The 20868-nt window shown below is 36.8% G+C and carries 22 protein-coding genes; 11 read left to right on the forward strand and 11 right to left on the reverse strand.

Annotated features, from left to right (window positions below):
• The first annotated feature begins 68 nt into the window (after positions 1 to 68).
• Positions 69 to 449: a RidA family protein gene (locus IX38_RS05770; RefSeq protein WP_034702780.1), complete on the forward strand. Its 381-nt coding sequence runs from the start codon at positions 69 to 71 to the stop codon at positions 447 to 449.
• Positions 449 to 904 carry a hypothetical protein gene (locus IX38_RS05775; protein WP_034702782.1) on the forward strand — a complete coding sequence of 152 codons (456 nt, stop codon included), beginning with the start codon at positions 449 to 451 and terminating at the stop codon, positions 902 to 904. Before IX38_RS05770 ends, IX38_RS05775 begins: the two co-directional genes overlap by 1 nt.
• Positions 905 to 967: 63 nt before the next feature.
• Here IX38_RS05775 and IX38_RS05780 read toward each other — a convergent pair whose 3' ends face one another.
• Positions 968 to 2491: a trypsin-like peptidase domain-containing protein gene (locus IX38_RS05780; protein WP_034703134.1), complete on the reverse strand. Its 1524-nt coding sequence runs from the start codon at positions 2489 to 2491 to the stop codon at positions 968 to 970.
• 397 nt (positions 2492 to 2888) lie between these two features.
• On the opposite strand from IX38_RS05780, the gene trhO reads away from it, so the two are divergent.
• Together trhO and IX38_RS05790 are read left to right on the forward strand one after the other, a co-directional pair.
• Complete coding sequence (trhO, locus tag IX38_RS05785) at positions 2889 to 4256, forward strand: oxygen-dependent tRNA uridine(34) hydroxylase TrhO (RefSeq protein ID WP_034702783.1); 1368 nt, start codon at positions 2889 to 2891, stop codon at positions 4254 to 4256.
• A gap of 2 nt (positions 4257 to 4258) precedes the next feature.
• Positions 4259 to 4834, forward strand: coding sequence for a 5-formyltetrahydrofolate cyclo-ligase (locus tag IX38_RS05790; protein WP_034702786.1), 576 nt, complete (start codon positions 4259 to 4261; stop codon positions 4832 to 4834).
• On the opposite strand, the gene IX38_RS05795 is transcribed toward IX38_RS05790, so the two are convergent.
• Both IX38_RS05795 and IX38_RS05800 read right to left on the reverse strand, forming a co-directional pair.
• Positions 4783 to 5364, reverse strand: a complete 582-nt coding sequence (locus IX38_RS05795) for a hypothetical protein (protein WP_034702788.1) — start codon at positions 5362 to 5364, stop codon at positions 4783 to 4785. The genes IX38_RS05790 and IX38_RS05795 overlap by 52 nt on opposite strands.
• The gene (locus IX38_RS05800) at positions 5348 to 6529 is read right to left on the reverse strand and encodes a hypothetical protein (RefSeq protein ID WP_034702791.1); all 1182 of its coding nucleotides are present in this window, start codon (positions 6527 to 6529) and stop codon (positions 5348 to 5350) included. The genes IX38_RS05795 and IX38_RS05800 overlap by 17 nt, the downstream gene beginning before the upstream one ends.
• Positions 6530 to 6712: 183 nt before the next feature.
• Here IX38_RS05800 and IX38_RS05805 point away from each other — a divergent pair, with 183 nt between their 5' ends.
• A complete protein-coding gene (locus tag IX38_RS05805) occupies positions 6713 to 7054 on the forward strand; it encodes a hypothetical protein (protein WP_034702793.1) in 342 nt (113 codons plus the stop codon).
• 100 nt (positions 7055 to 7154) lie between these two features.
• Here the strand turns inward: IX38_RS05805 and IX38_RS05810 are convergent, their stop codons facing one another.
• From IX38_RS05810 to IX38_RS05845, 8 genes are all read right to left on the reverse strand, one after another.
• Complete coding sequence (locus IX38_RS05810; protein ID WP_034702795.1) at positions 7155 to 7922, reverse strand: TrmH family RNA methyltransferase; 768 nt, start codon at positions 7920 to 7922, stop codon at positions 7155 to 7157.
• Between the two features lie 345 nt (positions 7923 to 8267).
• Complete coding sequence (rmuC, locus tag IX38_RS05815; RefSeq protein WP_394331177.1) at positions 8268 to 9770, reverse strand: DNA recombination protein RmuC; 1503 nt, start codon at positions 9768 to 9770, stop codon at positions 8268 to 8270.
• A 171-nt stretch (positions 9771 to 9941) separates the two neighbouring features.
• Positions 9942 to 11534, reverse strand: coding sequence for a GEVED domain-containing protein (locus tag IX38_RS05820; protein ID WP_084680218.1), 1593 nt, complete (start codon positions 11532 to 11534; stop codon positions 9942 to 9944).
• A gap of 240 nt (positions 11535 to 11774) precedes the next feature.
• Entirely contained in the window at positions 11775 to 12056 is a 282-nt protein-coding gene (locus tag IX38_RS22565) for a bacteriocin-like protein (RefSeq protein ID WP_316934137.1), read from the reverse strand.
• 78 nt (positions 12057 to 12134) lie between these two features.
• The gene (locus IX38_RS05830) at positions 12135 to 12734 is read right to left on the reverse strand and encodes a hypothetical protein (protein WP_131368644.1); all 600 of its coding nucleotides are present in this window, start codon (positions 12732 to 12734) and stop codon (positions 12135 to 12137) included.
• A 2-nt stretch (positions 12735 to 12736) separates the two neighbouring features.
• Positions 12737 to 13207 carry a YciI family protein gene (locus tag IX38_RS05835; RefSeq protein WP_034702805.1) on the reverse strand — a complete coding sequence of 157 codons (471 nt, stop codon included), beginning with the start codon at positions 13205 to 13207 and terminating at the stop codon, positions 12737 to 12739.
• 39 nt (positions 13208 to 13246) lie between these two features.
• Positions 13247 to 14425, reverse strand: coding sequence for a nicotinate phosphoribosyltransferase (gene pncB / locus IX38_RS05840; RefSeq protein WP_034702808.1), 1179 nt, complete (start codon positions 14423 to 14425; stop codon positions 13247 to 13249).
• 93 nt (positions 14426 to 14518) lie between these two features.
• Complete coding sequence (locus tag IX38_RS05845; protein ID WP_034702810.1) at positions 14519 to 14995, reverse strand: Dps family protein; 477 nt, start codon at positions 14993 to 14995, stop codon at positions 14519 to 14521.
• Positions 14996 to 15098: 103 nt separating this feature from the next.
• Here IX38_RS05845 and IX38_RS05850 point away from each other — a divergent pair, with 103 nt between their 5' ends.
• The 6 genes from IX38_RS05850 (at position 15099) to IX38_RS05875 (ending at position 20845) form a co-directional block, all read left to right on the forward strand.
• Positions 15099 to 16691, forward strand: a complete 1593-nt coding sequence (locus tag IX38_RS05850; RefSeq protein WP_034702812.1) for a hypothetical protein — start codon at positions 15099 to 15101, stop codon at positions 16689 to 16691.
• A 108-nt stretch (positions 16692 to 16799) separates the two neighbouring features.
• Positions 16800 to 17213, forward strand: a complete 414-nt coding sequence (gene rpsL / locus IX38_RS05855) for a 30S ribosomal protein S12 (protein ID WP_027383325.1) — start codon at positions 16800 to 16802, stop codon at positions 17211 to 17213.
• Between the two features lie 23 nt (positions 17214 to 17236).
• Positions 17237 to 17713: a 30S ribosomal protein S7 gene (gene rpsG, locus IX38_RS05860; protein WP_034702814.1), complete on the forward strand. Its 477-nt coding sequence runs from the start codon at positions 17237 to 17239 to the stop codon at positions 17711 to 17713.
• Positions 17714 to 17719: 6 nt separating this feature from the next.
• Complete coding sequence (gene fusA, locus IX38_RS05865) at positions 17720 to 19837, forward strand: elongation factor G (protein WP_034702817.1); 2118 nt, start codon at positions 17720 to 17722, stop codon at positions 19835 to 19837.
• A gap of 17 nt (positions 19838 to 19854) precedes the next feature.
• On the forward strand, positions 19855 to 20160 hold the full coding sequence (rpsJ, locus tag IX38_RS05870; RefSeq protein WP_002661363.1) for a 30S ribosomal protein S10: 306 nt from the start codon (positions 19855 to 19857) through the stop codon (positions 20158 to 20160).
• 187 nt (positions 20161 to 20347) lie between these two features.
• The gene (locus tag IX38_RS05875; protein WP_034702819.1) at positions 20348 to 20845 is read left to right on the forward strand and encodes a low affinity iron permease family protein; all 498 of its coding nucleotides are present in this window, start codon (positions 20348 to 20350) and stop codon (positions 20843 to 20845) included.
• The last annotated feature ends 23 nt before the right edge of the window (positions 20846 to 20868 follow it).

The following is a 20868-nucleotide window of genomic DNA, read 5'->3' on the forward strand; positions in this document are numbered from 1 at the left end:
AATTTTATAACAAATAAATACGTCAGATAGTGATTGCATATGAACTTAAAAAAAAGTAATATCCACCTATGAAAAAGATAATCAACACAGTTAATGCGCCTGCAGCAATCGGGCCTTATTCACAAGCTAATATGGCCAACGGAATTTTATACATTTCCGGACAGATCCCTGTAGATCCCGCAACTGGCAAACTGGTAGAAGGAATTGAAAAGGAAACACATCAGGTTATGAAAAACCTTGAAGCGATTCTTACTGAAGCGGGAATGACCTTTAAAAATGTAGTAAAAGCTACTATTTTCCTAAAGAGCATGGACGATTTTGCAGTAATGAATGATATTTATGCTTCATATCTTGATGCAGACAGCTATCCGGCCCGTGAAACTGTACAGGTTTCGTGTCTGCCTAAGAATGTTGATATTGAAATTTCTATGATCGCACATCAGGATTAATGAATTTTTTAAGAAATACAATTGCGGTTCTGGTAGGCCTTGGTATAGCAGGGCTTATTATTACTCTTGGTATAAGAGCTTTTCCGCAATGGATCACTTTCGATGCTTTTGCTCCCTTTGAGCACTGGCAGAGATTTCTTTTTAGTATGAAAGACGATAATGCATTTTTCGGATTTCTGCTGTTTATTTCAGGGCTTGGAACCACGGTCGGAGGTGTAGCCACTGCACTTATTGTGAAGTATGCTAAAGTGGCTTATGCTATTCTTATCGGCTTCATTATGCTTTTCATAGCCATGCTGGATGTTATTGTATTTCCGTACCATCCTACATTTTATAAGATCTCTATTTTCCTTACTTTTTTCCCGTTTTCCTGGATAGGAGGGAAGATCGTAGAGATTATTTATGAACGGAATAAGAAAAAAAAGATCGCTGAGAAAATGAACAAAACCAAATAAAAAACGCTGCAGATTCTGCAGCGTTTTTGTTATAATATAAGAAAAGACTATTGTCCGTATCTGTTAAGGCATCTTGAATCCTTTCGTATAGATTCTTCCGTAGTCATCTACAAATTTCACCTGTACATTGCCCTGGTATTTATCCAGGATTTTTTCTACGTCTTTTTGTGAATTCACAGGCTTGCCATTGACTTCTATGATGATGTAATTGTCTACAATTCCAATCTTGGCCATCTCGCTTCCTTCACTTACATTTTTAGCAACAACACCACTGGTTAGTCCGTATTCTGTTTTGAATCTTTCATTAAGCGGGTCGAAGTCTGCTCCAATTTTTTCAGCTACACTCAAGTCAGCTTTTGTTCTTGTGGAAGTTCCGCCTTTCTGGTCTTTCAGTGTTACTGTAGTGGTGCTTTCCTTGCCGTTTCTTAAATAAGTTACCTGCACCTTATCGCCTGGTCGCTTGCTTCCAATGGACATGGACAGATCTGCAAAATCTGTGATATCGTAAGCATCTATTTTAGTGATAACGTCGCCTTTTTTCAGACCTGCATCTTCTGCACCGCTGTTATCTCCAAATCCTGTTACATACACTCCTGAGCCGGCTTTAATGGTGGTTTTGAACTGCTTGTTGTAGGCAGTTACCTGCTGGTCATTGGAAAGATCTAATGAAGAAACCCCTAAGAATCCTCTCTGTACGATTCCGAATTTCTTGATATCTTCAACAATTTTTCTTGCCAAATTAGCCGGAACAGCAAATCCGTATCCCTGGTAATATCCTGTAGTGGACTGGATCGCAGAGTTAATCCCGATAAGATCACCGTTTACGTTAACCAAAGCTCCTCCTGAGTTTCCCGGGTTGATCGCAGCATCGGTCTGGATAAAGCTTTCAATAGGATTAGCCGCTTTCCCCTGACCTCCCAGGATGCCGATTCCTCTGCCTTTAGCAGAAACAATACCGGCTGTTACTGTGGAATTTAATCCAAGAGGGTTTCCTACTGCAAGGACCCATTGCCCCACTTCTATATTGTCTGAATTAGCGAAATTTAAATAAGGAAGCCCTTTCTCTTCAATCTTTAATAACGAGATATCAGTATTCGGGTCAGTACCTACAAGAGTTGCGATATAAGATTTTTTGTTGCTTAAAACAACTTCCAGTTTATTGGCTCCTGCTACAACGTGGTTGTTGGAAATGATATATCCGTCCGGTGAAATAATTACCCCGGAACCCATTCCTGATGGCATATTGTCCGGAGCCTGCTGCTTCTGTCTCTGCTGTCCTCCTCCTAAAGGATCTCCGAAGAAGAAATCAAACAGATCCTGTTCCGAAGCCCTGCTTGATGATCTGCTCTGGTAATTTTTGATGGTAACAACAGCAGGAACCGTAGTTTTTGATGCCTTCACGAAATCATCGCCTACAGTTGCCGTGTTCATTCCTACAAATGATGCATTAGGGGCTGGTGCTGTGAAGTAAGACTGGTCGCCATTGTTTGAATGATGACCGAAATATTGTAGTGTCCCAACGGTAGTAGCTCCTGAGACAACTCCCACTACTGCAAATGGTAATAGTTTTTTTAAAGTACTCTTCATTGTATATCTTTCTTTTATATTTATTGATTTTTTTGTTTTATCGTAAACAAATTTAATGCTAAATAAGTAAGCAATTAGCATGCTATGTTTCAATTTTAACTAAAATTTAACGGCTATTGTGTCATTTTATGCATTATGTCATAATATTAAATAGTGTATTAACAAAACTTAAAAAATTATTAAAGAAAAAATGTGACATTTTGTAAGCTGCAGAATAAAAATGTCATGTTTAAGATACAACAATTAATCCAAAAGCTCCTTAATTAGAGATCATTATATATCACAGATTACCCGTTACTTATTGCTCGTTACGCATCTTCATAGGGAGTGCAATTTTCCCGGATAAGCAGAAATGATTATATTTGCAAAAATTTTTCTCACTTAAAACGTTTATAGCATGCAACTGTATAACACCTTAAGCGCAGAAGAAAGAGCTCAGCTTATTGATGAAGCCGGTAAGGAACGCCTTACATTGTCTTTCTATGCGTATGCCAAAATTCAAGATCCTAAAAAATTTCGCGACGAATTATTTATAGCCTGGAACACACTTGATGCTCTCGGCCGTATTTATGTCGCACATGAAGGTATTAATGCTCAGATGAGTGTGCCTGCCGATAATTTTGAAGCCTTTCGCCATACACTGGAAGCTTACGATTTTATGAAAGGAATCCGTTTGAATGTGGCAGTTGAGCAAGACAATCATTCTTTTTTAAAGCTGACGATAAAAGTCAGACATAAAATTGTTGCTGACGGTTTGAATGATGATACCTTTGATGTTACCAATAAAGGAATTCACCTAAAGGCACAGGAATTCAATAATTTACTTGAAGACCCAAATACCATTGTCGTTGATTTCAGGAATCACTACGAAAGTGAAGTCGGTCATTTTGAAGGTGCTATTACTCCTGATGTAGAAAATTTCAGAGAAAGTTTACCAATTATCAACGAACAGTTGCAGGATTTTAAAGAAGATAAAAACCTGCTAATGTACTGTACAGGCGGAATCCGTTGCGAAAAAGCCAGCGCCTACTTCAAGCATCAGGGTTTTAAAAACGTTTTCCAGCTGGAAGGCGGAATCATTGAATATACCCGCCAGATAAAAGAAGAGGGGATAAAAAGTAAGTTTATAGGTAAAAACTTTGTATTCGATCACCGTTTGGGGGAAAGGATTACAGATGATATTATTTCCCAATGCCATCAATGCGGGAAGCCTTGTGACAACCATACCAATTGTGCTAATGATGCCTGTCATTTATTGTTCATTCAATGTAACGAATGTAAAGCCGCAATGGAAAACTGCTGTTCTGCAGAATGTTTGGAAACCATACATTTACCTTTAGAAGAGCAACTAAAGCTGAGAAAAGGATTACAGGTTGGAAATAAGGTTTTCAGAAAAGGAAAATCAGATGCTTTGAAATTTAAAAATTCAGGCGATTTACCGGTTAAACCTCTGGCAAAAGCTGAAACCAAAAATATCCGTCAAAAAATGACGGTCAAAAAAGCATTGCTTGGAAAAGCAGAACATTATTACACAAAATCAAAGATTGCACAGTTTTTAATTGAAAACAAGGAACTTTCAGTAGGCGATAAAGTACTGATTTCAGGTCCGACAACCGGTGAGCAGGAAATTACCATTACAGAATTGTATGTAAATGGAAATCCGTGTGAAACGGCAAAAATGGGAGATCAGATCACTTTTGAACTTCCGTTTAGAGTTCGTTTGTCAGATAAATTATATAAGATTCTTCAGGCTGAAAACGCGTAATTATGCTGAAAGCTGAACTTAGAAAAAAATATATGCAAAAAAGAAAAGCCTTGTCTTCTGATGAGGCTTTCCTGTTATCTGAAAAGATTTTTGAAAATTTTGTTGATTGTTTTAAACCTCTTTCAGGTCAGAAAGTCCATATTTTCATTCCTATTGAAAAGTTCAGCGAAATTGATACCCAAATATTCATTAACTATTTTTTAAGCTGGAATATCAAGGTTTTTGTGCCTAAAATTGTTGATGCAAAATTAATTTCTGTGGAAATTTTTAATGATACAAAGTTTCAAACTAATACCTGGGGTATTTCAGAGCCTGTTTCTAATGAAGATTCCGGAGAAAATGATTTCAGTTATGTAATTACTCCACTTTTGTATTGTGATAAAAAAGGAAACAGAGTAGGCTATGGAAAAGGCTTTTACGATGTTTTTTTTGAAAATATTTCCTCCGGGACAAAAAAAATCGGAGTCAATTACTTTGGCCCCGATGAAAATATCGATGATGTCCGGCAAAATGATATTCCGCTGGACTATTTGGTAACGCCTACCGAGGTGCTGTCTTTCTTTAACGGATCAGAATAGAAATCCAGGAAATAAAATTTAAATTCTTTCTTTATCATCGGGGTAGAAAGCAAAATGTACTGGGCGTTTTTCTCAAAAGTTCCCAGGGATTTATTTTTTGAATCAAAATATTCCAGATTGAATTTTGCGTAATCTAAAGTATCCTTTTTATAGAATTCTTTGTAAACATTCAGGTTATTTACTTTTACCGATTTTACTTTAAGGCTGTCCAGCTCATGGAACAGCTTTTTAAATGTAGTAGAATCCGGTTTGTGGAAATAGCTTTCCATCTGGGAGTAGATTAGCGTATCGATCTCGGTATTCCTATTTCCAGATAAGTATAATGTAGAAAGATCAAGAAGTTCCTGAACTTTCTGCTTGGTGATGGAATTGATTGCCTGCATGCTGTCCATCTGTACCGCAGGATAGCTTTTTATATTGGTGCTGTTTCTTAATTTATCCAGATCACTTACTTCCGTCTTTTTATTGTTGCAGGAAATAAATGCTAAAAAAAGTACTGCGAAAATTAAAAACTTATTTATTTTCTTCATCTGTGGATGCTATTTTAAATTTAATAGATACTATTTTTCCTTTGGTGTCCTTTTTCATCTCTATAACATTAAGATTTTTCAGAGATGTGGTAGGCGTTGTTACCAGTGTAATGTATTTTTGCTTGTCAAGCCTTTCTATACCATACGTTTTATTATCATACACCTGATAAATAACCGCACTGTTGCTGATCAGGCTTTCCAGCTGGTTTCTTTTCTGTTTAATCAGGGCTACCTGTTCCTCAGGATTACCTCCTTTCACATCTTTAATGGAGAAGTAATAGGCTGCCATCTTGTAATCATCAGGTTTCAGTTCGATCATTTCCTCATCCGGGGCATTTTCCAGGTTTCTGTTGACTTCCAGATACTCGTAGAAAGGAGCACTGATCTGCATTTTGATGTTTTTATCCTTAGTGGAATAATAAAAACACTCTCCTGGTTTTATTTTATAGAGAAGCGGAGACTCATTGGCTTTAATTACCCTGATTTCAAGAGTATTGATGACAGAAACGCCGCGGTCCTTATCGGTGAAACAGTATTTATAAGTTTTTGAGAATAGCTGGTCTTTAAATCCAAGAATTCCGGTAATGGCAATTAAAATAGAGGTAATGATGATCCATGCATTCTTTTTGACAAAATTTTTTCTCACTACAAGAGATTGTATTCCGGCTTGGACTGTCGTTGTTGTATTTTGTGTAATTATCTGATTATCATGTATTGATTTTTGTAAATCAATGTTTTCTTTACCCTGATATTCTATTTTTTTTGCCGGAATTTCAGTTTTTGGAGTTTCTAAGGTTTCGGACTCTGTTTTTTCCTGTTTCTGAATTTCTTCTTCCTCAGGATCTTCATTATCCAGCAGCAGTTCCCCGGCAAAAAGATGTTGTTTTTTAAAGTCATACCATGAGTCGTATCCCGCATAAATGCTCAATAAATTAAGCATGTCGATCCTTGGCAATTTGGTGACCGGCGAAGTTTTGAAATAAGTGTAAAATGACTTTTCACTGATGTTGCCTTTAGCTTTTTTGCGAAGGTCTTCCTGGAAATATATAATATCTATACCTTTCCATTTTGAAATATCATCATGGGAAGAGCTGGATTCTTTTAAAAATTCTGCCTGAACATCTTTTTTCAGTTGCTCAAAATGTAATAGATCTAAATCTGTCAATTTTTATAAAATAATTAAATTGTTGATTATCAGTACTCTTTTTTTGTAAAACTATTTTACAAATGTATTACAATTATTTTTCATAAACAACTTTTATATCTCGTCTACCTTTGTCTTGTTCAAATAACAGAACAGAAAGAAATTTATAAAAAACAATATTAACAAAATTAAATTTAATTTATTATGAAAAAGTCATTATTCGTAGCTGCTATCGCTGCAATCTCTCTAGTTGCTTGTAAAAAAACTGAAGCTACTTCTACTGAAGGAGCAACTGATTCTGCTGCTGCTAACGTAGCTGATTCTGCTGCTGTAGTTACTGATTCTGCTGCTAAAGTAGTTGATTCTGCTGCTAACGTTGCTGTAGATGCTACTAAAGATGCTGCTGCTGCTACAACTGCTGCTGGTGCTGATGCTGCTAAAGCTACAACTGAAGCTGCTGCTGACGCTGCTAAAGGTGCTGCTGATGCTGCTAAAGGTGCTGCAAAAGATGCTGCTAAAGAAGTTAAAGACGCTGCTAAGAAATAATTCTGGCATAAGCTTAACAATAAAAGAACCGTTTCACCCTGTGAGACGGTTTTTTTATGCTTTAAAGATTCCTTTCGGCATCAACTTTCCTTTCTGAAAATTACCCTTTCTTTTGTTTCAGCGATTCATAGCATGTAATAGCAACGGCATTGCTCAAATTTAAAGAATCAATACTTCCTGCCATTGGTATCAGCGTATTTTTTCCTTTTCCAATCCAGAAATTACTTAATCCCGAATGCTCGGTTCCGAATAATACGGCAGAACGCTGCCTGAAATCTCTTTTATAAATGTCTTCGGCGGTCTCATCCATAAGAGTTGTATAGATGCTGAAATTGTTTTTCTGCAGAAATTCAAAGGTTTCCTTATTTTCTGCATCATAAATTTTCATTCCGAAGAGGCATCCGACGCTTGAACGTATCACATTTGGGTTATAGAAGTCGGCTTTTCCGTCTGCTACAATCAGAGCATCAATTCCAAAAGCCTCACAGCTTCTCAGGATGGCTCCAAGATTACCCGGTTTTTCTGCACCTTCCACAATAATTACCGTGGAATTTTCTTTAGGTATAAATGATGAAAGAAGATTTTCTTTGGTTTTATAAATTCCGATAATTCCTTCAGAACTCCCTCTATAGGCTATTTTTTCATATACCTTCTCACTTACAGAATGGATTTTACCTTCCAGAAGCTTTCCTTTAAAGATATTTTCACAGATAAAAAATTCTACTGGTTCAAAATCATACTGTAAAGCCCTTTCATTTTCCTGCAGCCCTTCTACAACAAAAACTTTTGATTTTTTACGGAACCTGTTGTCAGCCAGAAGTTTGGTGACGTTTTTTATTTTATCGTTTTGAAAACTCTCTATCAACATGCTGCAAAATTATGCAAAATTTGTGATTACGTCTGCCTGGTTTTGATGAAAAGGTTTTTTCCGGTAACTTGAAAAGGTATTTTATTCCTGCGTTTATTATAGATAACCAAGACTATGATGAGTAAAATGGATGCAATTTTAAATAAATTTCCATACATATTGCCTGAAACATTAAAGATTGCCCAGTAGAGATTCATGAAAAGGTGAAGGAAAATTGCTGTCCAAGATTAAAGCCAGTTTCAAAATAAACCATGATAAGAAATGGTATTTGCTGAAACGATTTCGGGCAGTGCAAAAGATGTCATAACACCGATGGTTAAAATGATATGATTCTTTTTCATCTCATCAGTTTTCTGTTTCCAGAAAGTTACCGTTGTCAATAAGGCTTTGCGGAAGATCTTTTTTGTTTTTAATGCCCAGGGATTTTAGTTTCTGAGTCTGGATGACAAGATTGTCATTTCCTGTAGAAAGCTGTTTGTAAGCATCGTTGTATACATTTTTGGCCTGGTCAAGATTTTTCCCGACTTTCTCAAGGTTTTCTACAAAACCTACAAATTTATCATATAGTTTTGCTCCGCGATCAGCAATCTCCATAGAATTCCTGTTCTGATATTCCCGTTTCCACAGATCTGCGATCAGCTTTAATGAGGTGATCAGGTTGCTTGGGTTGAGGAGTAAAATTCTTCTCTCATAAGCAAAGTTCCAAAGATTCTGGTCTGCCTGCATAGCTGCAATATAGGCGGGTTCACTCGGGATAAACATCATTACGAAATCCAGAGACTTTCCATAATCGTCATAAGCCTTCTGGCTAAGCTGGAGGATATGATTTTTGATGGATCCCAAATGCTGGTTAAGCCTCATGGCATAAACATCCTGATCGTTCTCATCTACCAGTTCTGTGAAGGCTGTCAGGGAAACTTTGGAATCAATAATTACGTTTCTTTCATCCGGATATTTTATAACGGCATCAGGGCGCATTTTCTTACCGGAAAATTCGGAGAACAATGCTTTATTATCTTCGTCACGGAGTTCATGCTCCAGGAAATATTCTCTTCCTTTAACGAGTCCGGATTTTTCAAGAATACTTTCGAGGATCATTTCACCCCAGTTCCCCTGGGTTTTGCTTTCCCCTTTTAAGGCTCTTGTCAGTTTTTTGGCATCTTCTGAGATCTGCTGATTCAGTTCAGCAAGCTCTTTTACTTTTTCGGCAAGAGAGAAACGTTCTTTATTTTCTTTTTCATAAGCTTCGTTTACCCTGTTTTTAAGGTCGGTGATTTTTTCCTGGAACGGTTCAAGAATGGTTTTTAAATTATTTTGATTTAAAGTGGTAAATTTTTCCGTTTTTTCCTCTAAAATTTTATTGGCCAGATTTTCAAACTGTAGTTTTGACTCTTCCTGAATTTTGATAATTTCTTCTTTCTGGGTATCAAGAGATTTCTGTAATCCGTCGTTTTTTGCAGAAAGCTCGGAGTTTTTGGCAAAAATATGCTGTTTTTCGGATACAAGATTCTCTATTTGGGAAGCCTGTTTTAAATTAAGCTGTTTCAGTTCCAAAAATTGAGCGTTTAAAGAGGCGTATTCTGCGGAAATTTTTGCATATTCATTTTTAAGATCATTAAATAGATCGGTCTGCTGCTGATTGTGTTGCTGTTCTTTGCTGATATTCTGGTTCAGCTCCTGGATTTTCAGATTAAGATTTTCCAGATCTGAATTCTTTTTGATATGCAGGTTATTCAGTTCATCATAAGAATTTCTTGAAACCGTGGACGATTTTAAGGCAAAATACAAAATAACGGCTCCCAGTGCTCCGCCGGCAATAAATCCAATAATTAAATAGGTCATATCCATCTTTCAAAATTACAAAAACAAAAATTGATTTCTTTTACGGAAACCCTCAAAATTTTACAGGAATAAGGTTATTGTAATTTAAATAATTGATCTGACGGTAAAGAATAAAAAAAGCGGCAGTACAGGACTGCCGCTTTATATTTAAATAGAATTTAACTTCAATAAAGCTTACTATTTCTTGATTGCCTTCACAGTTTTTATACTTCCGTCTTCCATATGAAGCGAGATAAGATAAAGACCTGAATTCAAATCTGAAAGGTTAAGTTCAGTACTAGGTTTCAGCATTTTTATCTGACGGCCCGAAACATCGGTCACTGCAATAGATTTTACATCTTTTATGTCAGAAATTTTCAGAATGTCTTTAAACGGATTAGGGTAAACCGAGATATTCATTTTGTTGTCAGCATTAACATCTGAAGTTCCCAATACATTCTGTACAAGTATGGTATAATCTTCGGCCTGTCCTTGGCTAAGATCGGTACAAGGGCTGGATAATTCTGCTCTTACACTGGTCGTTGAACTGTTAAACTGATATTTTACTCTCATTCTTGTATTTCCTAAAGCAGCGGTAGCCGGTACTGCAATGCTCTTATTGACAGTCACCGTGTTACCCGTAGCTCCTGCAAAATCAGAAGTTACAAAATAGGATTCCCCTGCATCGGTGAAGCTTCCGTTCTGATTCCAGTCTATAAATACTGTAAAGCCAAATCGGTTGGTTCCTACTCCTGTTCCTGTAAGGGTTATAGGATAGGAAGTTCCTCTTGTAACAGTCGCTGTTTTGTTGGTGAAGTTTTCCTGGCCAAGACCGGTATTTGCTGTTGTGCTGGATGAATTGGTCATGTCACTCATTACAACATTAGATATAGGATACACGCCAAGTTTGGCTGTAAGCGGTCCGCAGTAAGGGGCAAAAGGATTAGCACCTGTTGTGAAAGATATTTCCTGGCATCCTGTTGCATCACCTAAAGCATTGGTTGGGGTAACTGTAACATAAAGAAGTGTATTTTGAGGGAAAACGCTTGTAGATAAGGGCGTGAATGAAGTACTAAAGGTGGTCCCTGTGTATACATTTGAAGCTCCCGGAGTTGTTCCTACTTTTATTTTGTAAGACTCTGCACCTGCTGTTGCTGCCCAGGTGATCTGTGGTCGTACTGAAACTGCGGTTGCACCACTTACCGGACTGCTGATTGTTGTACAGGCAGGTATTGCTGTTACTTCCTGTTTGATTTTCACGTTATCTATAAAGTTATAGAAATCATATGAAGTACCTGTTGTGCCTACGGTCTGTATACGTAGCATGAAGTTTCCGTTTACATTGGCGCTTTCCGGAATTGTACCTGTGAATGGTACGCATGTTTGGGCTGCGGATGTTAGCGTAACTGAGGAACCAATCGGGGTATAGGTGGTGCCTCCGTCTGTAGAATATCCTACATTAATAACGCCTCCGATGCTGCTCAATCCATCATAAGCACTGGTGCTGAACGTAAAGGAAACATCAATTTTCTTTCCATTGGCAGTGATGCCAGCAGGTTTCGTATATACTAAATTGACAGTTCTGTTGGCATCATTGGAACCATATGATTCGGCTCCAATGGCTACGGTGCCATCACAAGCACCGGAAATGTACGTCCCGGCTGTCCCGGTATAACCGCCAGTTACTGCAAAACCTGGATAGGTAGCATTTTCAAAGCTTTCCGTAACTAAAATTTGGGCATTGCTCATTGCTGCAATTGCAATAAAGCTAAATAGTAATGTTTTTTTCATACAATAAATTTTTATCTAATATAATAATTTTTTACATATTTGAAAAGGAATGTTGTTTTTTTTATTTGATAATCAGGTATTTGTGATATGTGTTTTGTGAATTATGTATTTGGAACTAAACCTGAAATCATTTTATTCTGTATGTTTAGTATTGTAGAAAGCGTTTTGCCGAGAATTTTGATAAATAGTATAGAATAAAAAAAGTGAGCCGGAAAGCTCACTTTATTTTTGTTGACCAGATTATGGAGTGATGGTAATCGGATCTGGAAAAGGTTCAAGAACCAATGGTTTGCACATGGCGGCTGGTTCGCATCTTCCCCCCATGCATACAAAATTAGTCATAGTGGTTGTACCATCAGGACATCTGATCAGGGCTTCACCATGGCATCCTCCGGGACATTGTGCCGGATATAAATACCCGCCGAATACCTCTTTCAATTCTTTTCTTGAAATTTTTTTTAAGTTCATTTTTTTCATGGAATTAATTTTTTTGATTGTTTTAATTTCTATAAGTCTGAAAATGAACGTCTAATATAGTAAAAAACAAATCACTATGTAACGTTATAGTGATTTATTTTAATATGTATTTTCCTGGGTGGATTATGAAATTGTTTGGTAAAGTACAAAGAAATAGATGCAGTTAAGTACAGTTGCTATAAACGATCCTATGAATACGGCTGGATTCTCTCGTGTTTTTCCGGTAATCAATCTTATCATCCAATAATTGATTATGTAAACAGGAATCAATAAAAAAAAATTAAAAACCATTAAAAAGATAAAATTGTAAAGACTAACAAAGATGACAATTGAACTTATAATGGAGGCAATAACAGTTCCAATGACTGTATTAATTAAAGTTTTTGAATCAACTTTTAAATTCTCAACATTCTGATGTATTTGATTGTATTTCGTCTCTACAAGAAATTGGATTGTTTTATCAGGCAGCAGATCTGAGCTTATTAATGATAAACAGTCCTGCTTGGATAATTTATTCATGTAATGTGAATGAATTTCTCTGATCATTCTGTTTTGTTCGGCCAGAAATAAATTTTTGGCTTTGATTTTAGCTTGAAAATCTTCCAAAGTACCTCTCTTTAGAATTTCTTCTACAATTTCTTTATCCGGTTTGCCTTGGTAATCAATTTGATTGGTGTAGGATTCAATCAGGTCTTTTTCTGAAAATTTGCCGTAAAAACTCATTTCTATGGTTTTTCCTTTGATATTTCCCCGTGATGTTTCAAATACAGCGGTAATGCGGCAGATCCATACCATGGGAAAATTTCATAACTGAAAACACCGGCCTGTATTGCGGGATCGGTTTTTACCCATTGTTCGGCTTCCTCTTTAGATTTTGTGTTGAAAATAAACATACCCCGGTAGTTTTCTTTATTTTGTTCTAAAAAAGGTCCTGCCACTACAATTTTTCCTTCATCAGCCAGCTTTCTGATATTGGCAAGATGGCCTTTCATCAGTTCTTCCATTTTGCCTTTATCATCCACTTTTGTGCTTCCCGTGGTGAGCATTACAATTGTGTAGGGCTTCATCCCGTATTGATCTGTGCCCAGGGATGCGGCCAGTTCCTCGTTGAATTTTGGTTTTTCTGCTTTCTTTTCCTGAGCGAAGGATAATGTTGCCACTAAAAGAGTGAGGGATAAATAAATTTTTAGTTTCATAACAAGGATTTAATGATGGCCTGAATCAGGTAGATAAATTTAATCTTTTATTCTTAAAAATTCTTTGGCCAGTTCAATCATTTTAGGATCGCCGGTATATTTTCCATGTTCATCAGAAAGTTTTACGGTGGCAATCCATTCTTTGTTAGGCGCCTGTACGCCGATCAGTTTCATTACGATATTCATTGGTTTCAAACCGACATCATTCGTAAGATTGGTTCCGATTCCGAAGGAAACGCCTATTTTTCCTTTACAGTAATTGGTGATTTCTTCTACTTTTTCAAGATTTAAAGCATCAGAGAAAATGATATATTTAAATAAAGGGTTAATTCCGTGTCTTTGATAGTGTGCGATGGTTTTGTCTGCAAATTCAAGTGCATCCCCACTGTCATGGCGAACACCGTCGAACAGCTTTGCGAATTTTTTGTCAAACTGCTGGAAGAAAACATCCGTAGTATAAGTATCTGACAGTGCAACGCCCAGATCACCTCTGTAAACATCAACCCAATGTTCCAGGGCCAGTTCATTGGCCATTTTGAATCCATACTCAGCAGCGTGGAACATAAACCATTCATGTGCATGGGTGCCGATTGGTTTTACTCCGTACTTCATAGCAAAATGCACATTTGAGCTTCCGATGAAAGTTGATTCTTTGTTTTGCGTCAGGGCTTCCATGACCAGATTCTGTACCTTGTAAGAGTGTCTTCTTCTGGTCCCGAATTCAGCAAAATTGACCTCAAGTCTTCCAAGTGAGTCCGCTTTTTCCAAAGTTTTACTCATAACAATTTCATTGGAGTCTCTTTCCATATGATTCATCTCGTAATGAAGTTCGCTGATCAGGGCAAGGAGGGGAACTTCCCAAAGGATCGTTCTGTACCAAAGTCCTTCAACGGTTACAGAAAGATCACTGCCTTCCTGGTGGATTTTCACTTCAGAGGGATCGTAATGATAGCCTTCTAAAAAATCCAGATAAGGAAGATCTATATAAGGACAGGTTTTTGCCATGAATTTTTTTTCTTCCTTGGTAAGCTTCAACTCTGCCATTTTGTTGACCGCTTCTTTTAAAGCAGCATCAAATCCTGCCGGAAACTGGTGCTTTCCTCTGTTGATGAATTCATATTTTACAATGGAGCTTGGAAATAGCTTTACCACTGCGTTTTGCATTGTTATTTTATAGAAATCGTTATCCAGTATTGAGTTTAGTCGAACGTCGTGCATGATATGTGTAATTTTAACGCAAATATAGTTATTTAAAATAAAAACCGCCTAAATGTAAGACGATTTTTTTATTTATCAGTCGATTTTTGGCGGTTACTTCCCTAAATAAGAGTTGTACATCCATACTTCTTTTTCCTGTTCTGTGATGTAATCGCTCATCTGGGAATTGGTTCCTTCATCTCCTGCGGTATCTGTGATGTCCAGAAGTTCTCTCTGGAGATCCAGAACTACTTTAAAGGAATTCAAAATATTTTCTACACTTTTTGTGCCATCCGTCACTTCTTTACTTTCTTTAATGGTAGACACCTTCAGATAATCGGAGTAATTGTGAGCTGGCGTTGCACCAAGGGTCAGAATTCTTTCTGCTATTTCGTCAATTTTCAATACAAGACTGTTGTAAAGCTCTTCAAATTTAGGATGAAGGGTGAAAAACTGATCTCCCTTGATATTCCAGTGTGAACCTCTGGTGTTTTGATAGAACACGGAATAATTGGCTAAAAGGATATTTAATTTTTCTGAAATGTTCTTACAGTCGGCTTCTTTCAGGCCGATGATACTTGCATTTTTCATAGGTTTATTTTTTATGTCAACAAAATTAGAAAATATTGTGCCGAAAACATAGGTTTACGATTGATGATACTTATCTTTGATATTTTTATAATTGATCTTAAAAATGCACTCATTCCGAAATATAGGACTAAGAAGTTTTTTTATTTCCTTTGCCGTTTTTTTTACGGTGTGTTTATTATACTATATAAACTCGGTTTTAAAAACAGGAGGTCATTATGTTTACCTTTTGGATGATGCTTATATTCATTTGGCTGTCGCGAAAAATTTCGCAATTCATCATGTCTGGGGAATTACGCAATATAAGTTTTCTTCCGCTTCTTCTTCGCCTTTATTTACATTTATTATCAGTGTTTTAATTAAAATAATTGGGAATAATGATCAGATTCCATTGTATTTTAATGCTGTTTTCAGTGTTGGGGTTATTTATTTTCTTACCCGATATTTTAGAGATATTTTTAATGATGTAAAAAAGACATTTTTAGCGGTAATCTTCACATTATTTTTCGCCGTTCTTCATTTACAGCTGCTGACCGGAATGGAGCATATCTTTCAGGTATTCCTTTTTGTAGTGAATGTCTTTTGTTTTCCCCGACGGGATAAAAATAAATTGGCACTTGTTGGATTTTATGGGACTATTCTGCTGATGGGGCTTACACGTTTTGAAAGTATGTTTTATTTTGTAGTAATGGCTTTTGTTTTACTTTTACTTAAAAAAAGTAAGGACGCTGCTGGAGTGCTGCTGGCTGGTTTTATCCCGATTATTATTTTTTGTTATTTTAATAATCAGCAGGCTGGCTACTTCTTCCCAAATTCTGTGGTGGTTAAAGGAACAAAACTGAGTTTCGATTCACAATTCTTGATCCAGCTTAAAACCATTGTATTTGATAATTTTTTATTGAATATAAGCTTTTATAAAGTAGGCTTATTTCCTCTTTTATTATGTGCAATCTTTATAGGTAGAGATTTAAAAAGCAAAACGTTCCGGGAAGCTGTTGATAATAATTTTTTTCTTATTGTATTTTCTTTAACTACGATCTGTCATTCCATGTTTGCAGATTTTAAAGGACTGTTTCGCTATGAGGCTTATCTTCTTGTGGGGCTTTCAATGGTGCTTATTCCAAAAGTTAAAGATCTTTTCTGGGATTTTAAAAAGTATTGCAGAAAAGAAATTCTAATCAGTGTAGTGATTGTCCTGAATGGTCTCCTTTGGATTTATAAAAGCTGGATCGCCCATAAGGTAATTGATAACGGAGGGAAAAATATTTATGAACAGCAGATACAGTCTGCGAGATTTTTACATACCTATTATAATACATCCAAAATAGTGGCTAATGATATTGGGGCGATTACCTACTATACAGATATCCATTTGTTAGATATTGTCGGTTTAGGTTCTAAAGAAACAATTGTTTTTAATGAAAATAGAAAAGCTTTTGATCATAATTTTGAAGATTTTCTTACCCGTTACTGTCTGAAAAACAAATACGAAATAGCAATGGTATATGATGGGTGGCTTCAGGGGCATATCCCAAAAAATTGGAAAAAAGCAGCTGTCCTGAAGATTGAAAATAAGGTAACTGTGGCCAGGCTGGAGGTGTCTGTATATTCTATCAATAGAGATAATTTGCAGCTGCTCAAACAAAATATCAAAAATTTTAACTGGGATAAAAATGTAACTGTGATATTGATGGATTAACGTAACTGGCTGTTAATTAATTTTTAATAAGAAATGTTATTTACGGCTAAGTGTTTGTTAATTAAAAAAATATTCCTATTTTTGCACCCTAAAATAAAAAGCAATTAAATGCCTACTATTCAACAATTAGTAAGAAAAGGAAGAGTCGCACTCACCAAGAAGAGTAAATCGGCTGCCCTTGATTCTTGTCCACAAAGACGAGGTGTATGTACGAGAGTATATACTACCACTCCTAAGAAACCTAACTCTGCACTTAGAAAAGTTGCAAGGGTAAGACTTTCTAACGGGAAGGAAGTCAACGCCTACATCCCGGGCGAAGGACATAATCTTCAAGAGCACTCGATAGTATTGGTACGCGGCGGAAGGGTGAAAGACCTACCGGGAGTACGTTATCATATCGTAAGAGGAGCATTAGACACTGCAGGTGTTAGCGGAAGAACGCAGAGAAGATCTAAGTATGGAGCTAAGAGACCAAAACCAGGTCAGGCAGCAGCTGCACCAGCTAAAGGAAAGAAAAAATAATCATTAAATAAGGTACAGAAACAATGAGAAAGACAAAAGCGAAAAAAAGACCGTTGTTACCAGATCCGAAATTTAATGATCAATTGGTAACTAGATTCGTAAACAACTTGATGCAGGACGGTAAGAAGTCTATCGCATTCAAAATATTCTATGATGCATTAGATATCGTAGAAACTAAAAAAGGAGAAACTGAAAAGACAGCCCTTGAAATCTGGAAAGATGCATTAACTAACGTTATGCCTCACGTAGAAGTACGTTCCAGAAGAGTAGGTGGAGCTAACTTCCAGATTCCTATGCCAATCAGAGCTGACAGAAAAATTTCTATGGCAATGAAATGGTTAATTAGCTATTCTAAAAAGAGAAATGATAAGTCTATGGCTTTGAAACTGGCTAATGAAGTTGTAGCTGCTTCAAGAGAAGAAGGTGCTGCTTACAAGAAAAAATCTGATACTCACAAAATGGCGGAAGCTAACAAAGCTTTCTCACACTTCAAATTCTAATTAGAAATGAGTAGAGATCTTAAATTTACAAGAAATATTGGTATTGCTGCACACATTGATGCGGGAAAAACTACCACTACAGAAAGAATTTTATTCTATACAGGGGTAAACCACAAAATTGGAGAAGTTCACGATGGTGCTTCTACAATGGACTGGATGGAGCAGGAAGCAGAAAGAGGTATTACCATTACTTCTGCTGCAACTACTTGTTCTTGGAATTTTCCTACAGACCAAGGTAAGCCATTAGCTGAAACTAAGCCTTACCACTTCAACATCATTGATACACCAGGACACGTTGACTTTACAGTAGAAGTAAACAGATCTTTGAGAGTATTAGATGGTTTGGTATTCCTTTTCTCTGCAGTAGATGGCGTAGAGCCTCAGTCTGAAACAAACTGGAGACTTGCTGACAACTATAAAGTGGCAAGAATGGGATTCGTAAACAAAATGGACCGTCAAGGTGCTGACTTCCTTAACGTGGTAAACCAGGTTAAGACAATGTTAGGATCAAACGCAGTTCCAATCGTTTTACCAATCGGTGCTGAAGAAGATTTCAAAGGTGTTGTAGACTTAATTAAAAACAGAGCTATCGTTTGGGACGAAGCAGGACAAGGAGCTACTTTTGAAGTAGTGCCAATTCCTGAAGACATGAAAGCTGAAGTTCTGGAATACAGAGAAAAATTAGTAGAAGCTGTTGCTGACTACGATGATACTTTGATGGAGAAATTCTTCGAAGATCCGGATTCAATCTCTGAAGACGAAATCAACGAAGCTCTAAGAAAAGCTACTATTGATCTATCTATTATCCCAATGACTTGTGGTTCTTCATTCAAGAACAAAGGAGTACAGTTTATGTTGGATGCAGTATGTAAATACTTGCCTTCTCCATTGGATAAAGATGATATCAAAGGTACTGACCCAAGAACAGATCTTGATATTACAAGAAAACCATCTGTAGACGAGCCTTTCGCAGCTTTAGCTTTTAAGATTGCTACCGATCCTTTCGTGGGAAGATTAGCATTCTTCAGAGCATACTCTGGAAGATTAGATGCAGGTTCTTATATCCTGAACACCCGTTCAGGTGATAAAGAAAGAATCTCCAGAATCTATCAGATGCACGCTAACAAGCAAAATCCTGTAGAATATATTGAAGCAGGAGATATTGGTGCAGCGGTAGGTTTTAAATCTATCAAAACTGGTGATACAATGTGTGATGAGAAACACCCGATCGTTCTGGAATCGATGGTTTTCCCTGATCCGGTAATTGGTATCGCTGTTGAGCCTAAAACTAAGGCAGACCAGGATAAAATGGGTAACGCTCTGGCTAAATTAGCTGAAGAAGATCCTACTTTCCAGGTTAAAACTGACGAAGCTTCTGGTCAAACGATTATCTCAGGAATGGGTGAACTTCACCTTGACATTCTTGTAGATCGTATGAGAAGAGAATTCAAAGTAGAAGTAAACCAGGGTCAGCCTCAGGTAGAATACAAAGAAAATCTTACAAGAGTTGCCCAGCACAGAGAAGTTTACAAAAAACAATCTGGTGGTAAAGGTAAATTTGCTGATATTGTATTTGAACTAGGACCAGCTGACGAAGGTAAAATAGGTTTAGAATTTATTAACGAGATCAAAGGTGGTAACGTTCCTAGAGAATTTGTTCCTGCTATTGAAAAAGGCTTTAAAGCTGCAATGAAAAACGGTCCTTTGGCTGGTTTCGAAGTTGAAGGTATTAAAGTAGTTCTTAAAGACGGATCTTTCCACGCAGTGGATTCTGATGCACTTTCTTTTGAAATGGCAGCTAAATTAGGATTTAAAGAAGCGGGACGTGCTGCTAAGCCAGTAATTATGGAGCCTATTATGAAACTGGAGGTTGTAACTCCGGAAGAATATATGGGTAACATCATTGGTGACCTTAACAAGAGAAGAGGTACGATCAGTGGACAAGAAGAAAAGAACGGTGCCGTTGTGATCAAAGGTTCAGTTCCACTTTCTGAAATGTTTGGTTATGTTACTACTCTAAGAACACTTTCATCAGGAAGAGCTACTTCTTCTATGGAATTGGAGAAGTACCAGGCGACTCCTCAAAACGTTGCTGAAGATATCATTGCTAAAGCAAAAGGTTAATTTTTTAAACTAAAGAAATGTCACAAAGAATCAGAATAAAACTAAAATCTTACGATTACAACTTGGTAGACAAGTCTGCTGAGAAAATCGTAAAAACGGTAAAGGCTACTGGTGCTGTTGTAAACGGACCAATTCCATTGCCAACAAATAAGAGAATCTTCACTGTATTGAGATCTCCGCACGTAAACAAGAAAGCAAGAGAGCAGTTCCAATTATCAGCTCACAAGAGACTGATGGATATCTACTCTTCTTCTTCTAAAACTGTTGATGCTCTAATGAAATTAGAGTTACCTTCAGGAGTTGACGTTGAAATTAAAGTGTGATAATTTAATTATCATTATTATAGAATCCCTTTTCGAAAGAAAAGGGATTTTTTGTACACAGAAAATAATGTTCCCAGCGGAACGGATAAAGCAATAAATACTGTTATAATAACCGGTTAATTAAACCTCAAAACTTCTTTACTTCGGCGGAGTTTTTGATTGAACATTATTAGATTAAAATATAAAAATGATAAATTCAGATAAAACTATTTTTGAAAAATTTTCAGATTGGGCAACGAAGTTTACGGGAAGTCCGTCTGCCTTTATTGGTGCGACTCTTATTGTTGTTATTTGGGCCGTTTCAGGGCCAATATTTAATTATTCCGAAACATGGCAGCTTGTTATTAATACCGGGACTACAATCATCACCTTTCTGATGGTTTTTCTCATTCAGAAATCGCAGAATAAAGATTCCAAAGCCATTCAGATAAAACTGAACGAGCTGATCGCCGCCAATGAAAAAGCCAGCAACAGGATTGTAGATATAGAAGATCTTACAGAAAAAGAATTGGATCAGTTACACTGCTATTACGAAAAGCTTTCAGATTTTGCCGAAAAAGACGAAGATATTCATACCTCACATTCCATAGATGCGGCCCTAAGAAATCAGAATTACAAACACGAATTCTTCAAGAAAAAACATGAAGAGTGGCTTCAGAAACAGCAACAAAAAAAGGAATCGTAATGATTCCTTTTTTCTTTTATATG

Source organism: Chryseobacterium luteum (assembly GCF_000737785.1).
Classification (GTDB): Bacteria; Bacteroidota; Bacteroidia; order Flavobacteriales; family Weeksellaceae; genus Chryseobacterium; species Chryseobacterium luteum.